This is a genomic window from uncultured Nostoc sp. (assembly GCF_937863485.1).
Taxonomy (GTDB): domain Bacteria; phylum Cyanobacteriota; class Cyanobacteriia; order Cyanobacteriales; family Nostocaceae; genus Nostoc.
This window is the reverse complement of sequence record NZ_CALMFY010000207.1, coordinates 1-3,151: the sequence shown is the minus strand read 5'-3', so window position 1 is coordinate 3,151 and position 3,151 is coordinate 1. Positions and strand designations below refer to the sequence as shown.

At 45.2% G+C, this 3,151-nt stretch carries 3 protein-coding genes; 2 read left to right on the top strand and 1 reads right to left on the bottom strand.

Going from position 1 to position 3,151, the window contains the following annotated elements:
• Positions 1 to 716 precede the first annotated feature (716 nt).
• A complete protein-coding gene (locus tag Q0541_RS27985) occupies positions 717 to 2,546 on the top strand; it encodes a glycoside hydrolase family 15 protein (RefSeq protein ID WP_298918982.1) in 1,830 nt (609 codons plus the stop codon).
• A gap of 21 nt (positions 2,547 to 2,567) precedes the next feature.
• Here the strand turns inward: Q0541_RS27985 and Q0541_RS27980 are convergent, their stop codons facing one another.
• Positions 2,568 to 2,711 carry a hypothetical protein gene (locus Q0541_RS27980; RefSeq protein WP_298918979.1) on the bottom strand — a complete coding sequence of 48 codons (144 nt, stop codon included), beginning with the start codon at positions 2,709 to 2,711 and terminating at the stop codon, positions 2,568 to 2,570.
• Positions 2,712 to 2,795: 84 nt separating this feature from the next.
• Between Q0541_RS27980 and Q0541_RS27975 the strand changes: the two genes are divergently transcribed.
• A partial coding sequence (locus Q0541_RS27975; protein WP_298918976.1) for a hypothetical protein occupies positions 2,796 to 3,151 on the top strand: 356 nt, incomplete at its 3' end.

The window sequence follows — 3,151 nt, the reverse complement described above, 5'->3', positions numbered from 1 at the left end:
CATTCACGAGTATCAAAGGTGGATGAACGCAGCTAAAAGACTCATTCACGAGTATCAAAGGTGGATGAACGCAGCTAAAAGACTCATTCACGAGTATTAATTTATCAACAGCCAGAAGTTTTTGCAGCTCTGCCTTTATTAATAGCCTTAAAGCGATCGCTCAACAGTTCTGCTACAGTTTTTAAGCCTGGAGTCTATCGCTACCTTCAGGTAAATGCCTAGCATCATCAAGCTCGACAACTCCATCCAATCCCTTATATAGCAAATCTGTGAGTTTGGACGCTCGCGATCGCATCGGTGGTTTTTATAGAGTAGACCATTGAGTGGCTAGAGATTGGGTGATCACATTAATGTCTGTTCCGTTGATTTGATGCCAAGACGATCGCAGAGTGCAGAATATATTCAATACATGAAACCCTTGTCATAGTTTGTTTATAGAAAATACCGAGATTTTCAACCTAACCGCAGAATGTGGGATAATAGCTCCGAGATGATACCTAGTTCTAATTAGTAATCATCTTGCGTTAATCTAAATCCCAGAGGAGCGCTCGTTGCTTAGTAAAAGTACCTCTTCTACTCCCTAATTTCATCGTAAAGACGTATCTTATGTCAAAGCAAAACAAAGTTCTTGTTGAGCGTTATATTGACCTCAGCATGATGCAACAGTTAGGTATTCTACCTGCTGGAGATTTATGGAGTCAGGGAAAACTAACCAAATGAGCTATCAACCGATCGAGAACTACGGCATCATCGGCAATATGCACACCACAGCATTAGTGGGGCTAAATGGGTCGATCGACTGGTTTTGTTTTCCCAGACACGACTCACCAAGCGTATTTGCCGCGCTCCTCGATAGTGAAAAAGGTGGGCATTTCCAGATCGCGCCTTGTGTCGAAAGCGTCAAGCATAAGCAATTTTATTATCCTGGCACGAATGTTCTAGTGACCCGATTTCTCTCACCATGCGGTGTCGGAGAAGTGATTGACTTCATGCCCGTTAGTGCATCCGATTCAGGCGATCGCTGGTTGATTCGACAAGTCAGGATGATTCGCTGTAGTATGAGGTTTCGGTTGGAGTGCTATCCTGCCTTTAACTATGTTCGCGATCAACATCAAACCAAACTAACATCCGGCGGCGCGTGTTTCATCTCACCTACACTCAGTTTGGGATTAGTTACGGACATTCCCCTTGAACAGGACGACCGGGGTGTCTGGGCTGAGTTTGAACTGGAAGCTGGACAAACGGTCGTGTTTGGGCTGCGAGAGATTGAACCGGACGCTGGATGTGGATTGCCTCTGATCAAAAGTGAAGCGATCAAACTGTTTGAAAGCACAGTACTATACTGGCGGCATTGGCTTTCCCAATGCAACTATAAGGGACGATGGCGCGAGATGGTGGAGCGATCGGCACTAGTACTCAAACTGCTCACCTATGAACCAACAGGAGCGATCATCGCAGCTCCTACGTTTGGATTACCTGAAGAAATTGGCGGTGAACGCAATTGGGACTATCGCTATACCTGGATTCGCGATGCGGCGTTTACACTGTATGGATTGTTACGAATCGGATTCACGGAAGAAGCCACGCAGTTTATGAATTGGCTGGAACACCGCTGCTATAAAATGAAACCGAACGGGCCATTACAGTTAGCTTATGGCATTGATGGACGCCAAAACTTGGATGAAGAAATTTTGGAACACTTGTCTGGTTATCGAGATTCCTATCCTGTAAGGATTGGCAATGCTGCTTATGATCAGTTGCAGCTTGATATTTATGGTGAGTTGATGGATGCAGTGTATCTCTACAACAAGTACGGCGCACCGATTTCTTACAAGCTCTGGACTCATCTACAACAGTTGTTAAATTGGGTGTGTGACAACTGGCAGCGAGAAGATGAAGGCATTTGGGAACCACGAGACGGACGCAAACAGGTGGTGTATTCCAAACTCATGTGTTGGGTGGCACTTGATCGGGGGTTGCGATTAGCCGATAAGCGCTCGTTTCCTGCTGATCGCGATCGCTGGCTGAAGGTGCGCGATCAGATTTATCAAGAAATCATGACGAAAGGATGGAATGAGAAGCGGGGCGCTTTTGTTCAGCATTATGACAGCGATGCGCTGGATGCCAGCAGTTTAATCATGCCGTTGGTGTTCTTCCTCGCGCCCAATGATCCCCAAATGCTAAGCACACTGGATGCCATTAATCGTCCTCCAGAGGCAGGTGGATTGGTCTCCAACGGTCTAGTGTATCGTTATAGTCCGGGCATGAGCAGCGACGGTTTGAGTGGGAAAGAGGGTACATTCAACCTGTGTACGTTTTGGCTAGTTGAGGCGATGACACGAGCCGGACGAGTCGAACCAGCGCGGTTAGAACAGGCTCGATTAATGTTTGAAGAGATGCTCAGTTACGCCAATCACCTGGGACTGTATGCCGAAGAGACGGGTGCGAGCGGTGAGGCACTGGGAAATTTTCCGCAAGCTTTTACGCATTTATCTCTCATTAGTGCGGCATGGAATTTGAATAAGGCACTTGGAGAGATAGATTAGAGATTGGCACGCCGTAATTTTCTACCGAGGATTCTTCTGTCCCCGCGATGCGTAATGTTCACAAGCAACATTGAACCTTTGATACTTAACTGTATTTGGCTCACCTGAATTATAGCGGTTTACTAGCAAGCGATCGCCAAAGGTGTTGGCACGATCGCCCTGCATTTACTCAAGCAAAAGCGCACTACTGAAGGCTGAGAGTAGCTGTTTGCTAAGTAATAATAACTCGTTAAGGGAGTTCTGAGGTGGATGAATCCAGTTCAAAGACTCATTCACGAGTATAAAAGGTGGATGAACGGAGATAAAAGACTCATTAATGAGTATCAAAGGTGGATGAACGGAGATAAAAGACTCATTAACGAGTATCAAAGGTGGATGAACAGAGATAAAAGACTCATTAATGAGTATCAAAGGTGGATGAACAGAGATAAAAGACTCATTAATGAGTATCAAAGGTGGATGAACGGAGATAAAAGACTCATTAACGAGTATCAAAGGTGGATGAACAGAGATAAAAGACTCATTAATGAGTATCAAAGGTGGATGAACAGAGATAAAAGACTCATTAATGAGTATCAAAGGTGGATGAACGGAGATAAAAGACT